The 2,867-nt window shown below is 69.3% G+C and carries 1 protein-coding gene; it reads right to left on the bottom strand.

Annotated elements, in window-relative coordinates:
• Positions 1-2,867 (bottom strand): condensation domain-containing protein (locus tag ACZ7KF_RS41460; protein ID WP_471087879.1); only part of this gene is annotated, 2,867 nt, incomplete at both ends.

Here is a 2,867-nt window from a genome sequence, read left to right as displayed (position 1 = left end):
GACGGCCGGTTCAGATACCCCCGGGCCAACTGCGCACCAGCCAGATACAGCTCGCCGGCCACACCCACCGGCACCGGACACAACCGGTCATCCAGCACGTAAGCGCGGGTGTTCCACACCGGCCGGCCGATGGGCGGCACGCCATCACCGGACAACGGCACACTCGCCGTCGAGGCGACCGTCGCCTCCGTCGGACCGTAGATGTTGACCATCCGACGACCCCGCGACCACACACGAGCCACATCCGCCGAGCACGCCTCACCCGCCACCACCAGCGTCAAGCCCTCGGGCAGACCCCCGGCCTCCGCCAACACCGGAAGCGTCGCCGGAGGCAGCGTCGCATGCGTCACCCCGCACTCACACACCAGACGGGCCAACTCCGGCCCCGGAACCAACCGCTCCGCCGCACCCAGAACCAACGTCGCACCCGCCAGCCACGCCGGCCACATATCCGCGACCGCCGCATCAAAGCTCGGCGAAGCAAACTGAAGCAGACGACTCTCACCGTCGATGCCCAAGCGCACCACATGGTCCAGCGCCAGGTTCACCACACCCGCATGCCCGACAACCACACCCTTCGGACGCCCCGTCGAACCCGACGTATAGATCACATACGCGGGGTGCAGAGCGGAGAGAGCGCCGTTTCGGTCCCCGTCGGACAAGTCCGCACCGGACTCGGCCGCAACCTCGTCAGCGATGTCGTCCAGGACGAGGACTTCGGAGTCTTGCGGTACGGCATCCCGTATCGCATCCCGTACCGCCGCGTCGGTGATCGTCACGGCCGGAGCGGCATCCTGAAGCATGTAGGCGATCCGCTCGGCCGGATACTGCGGATCCACCGGCACATACGCCGCACCCGCCTTCAACACCGCCAACATCGCGACCACCAGCTCCGGCGAACGCGGCAGCACCAACGCCACCCGCCCCTCCGGACCCACACCCCGACCCACCAGAACCCGAGCCAGCCGATTCGCCCGCGCATTCACCTGCGCATACGACAACCCCACACCCTCAAAACTCACCGCCACCGCATCCGGAACCCGCCCCACCTGCCGCTCGAACACCACAGGCAACGACACACACGGCACCTCGACACGCTCACCCTGCCAACCCGACAAAGCCTCCGCGCGCTCACCCGCCGACAAAACCTCCAACCCACCGACCCGCACATCCGGATCCGCCACCACCGCCGACAACAACCCACCGAAACGACCCGCCAACCCCTCGACCGACACCCGGTCGAACAGATCCGTGGCGAACTCGACAGCGCCGTCCAGCCCGGCCGGACCACCGTTGTCGTCGAATCGCTCCGAGAGCCCCAGGGAGAGGTCGAACTTCGCCGCGGCGCTGTCGAGAGGCTCGGTGCCGACGTCGAGACCGGGAAGCCGCAGATCGAGCCGGCTCTGGTTCTGGAAGGCCAGCGCCACCTGGAACAGGGGGTGCCGGGACATGGAGCGGGCCGGGTTCAGGACCTCCACGAGATGCTCGAACGGCACGTCCTGGTTCCCGTACGCTCCCAGGTCCGTCTCCCGCACGCGTTCCACCAGTTCGCGGAACGTGGGGTCACCGGAGAGGTCGGTGCGCAGCACCAGGGTGTTCACGAAGAACCCGACGAGGTCCTCAAGCGCCTCGTCCGTGCGGCCCGCCACCGGCGAACCGATCGGGATGTCCGTCCCCGCGCCCAGCCGGAACAGCAGCGTCGCGAGCGCGGCCTGCACCACCATGAACGTACTGGCGCCCGTCTTCCGGGCCAGTTCCACCAGGCCGGCGTGCACGTCGGCGTCCACCTCGAAGTGGACGCTGTCACCTCGATACGAGGCGACCGCGGGGCGGGGACGGTCGTACGGCAGCTCCAACTGTGCCGGGAGGTCGCCCAGCTGTGTCTTCCAGTAGGTGACCTGCCGGCTGAGCAGGCTGTCGGGGTCGGACTCGTCGCCGAGCAGGTCTCGCTGCCACAGTGCGTAGTCGGCGTACTGCACCGGCAGCGGCTCCCAGGCGGGTGCCTTCCCGGCGGTCCGGGCCTCGTAGGCCGCGGTCAGATCGCGCGCCAGCGGGGCCATGGACCAGCCGTCACCGGCGATGTGGTGCAACACCACCACCAGCACATGCACATCGTCCGCCACCGCGAACAGCCGCACCCGCAGGGGGACACCGGACGTCAGGTCGAAGCCGCTCGTCACCTCCGCCGCGATGGCCTCCGACAGGTCGGTGCCGGACACCGTGGTGGCCGTCGGCGACGGGCAGGCCTCCTCCGTGGACACGATGTGCTGGTAGGGGGTGCCGTCGGGGCCTTCGGGGAAGACGGTCCGCAGCGACTCGTGCCGCTCGACCACGTCCCGCAGGGCGGCGGCCAAGGCCTCCTGGTCCAGGGTGCCGGTCAGCCGCAGGACGACGGGCATGTTGTAGGTGGCGGCCGTCGTTCCCTCGAAGCGGTTCAGGAACCACAGGCGCCGCTGGGCGAAGGACAGTGGTATCTCGGCCGGCCGGTCCATCGGTACCAGCGCGGTCCGAGCCTGCTCGGCATCCGCCGCCCACTGTGCGAGCCGGGCCACGGTGGGCCGCTCGAACAGGATACGCAGCGGCATTTCCGCTTTCAGGACCGTGCGTACGCGGCTGACCACTCGGGTGGCGAGCAGGGAGTGGCCGCCGAGGTCGAAGAAGCTGTCGTCGATACCGACCCGCTGCACGCCCAGCACCTCGGCGAAGATTCCGGCGAGGGCCTCCTCACGGGTGTCACGCGGAGCACGGTGCGTCTGCCGCTGGAAGTCCGGTGCGGGCAGGGCGCGGTGATCGAGTTTGCCGTGTGCGGTCAGTGGAAGCTCGGGAAGGACCACGACCGCGGCCGGGACCAGGTACTCCGGCAGACG

The sequence above is a fragment of the Streptomyces sp. NPDC038200 genome, assembly GCF_055600785.1.
Note: the sequence above shows the minus strand (reverse complement) of the source record. Positions and strands in the feature narration are given on the sequence as shown.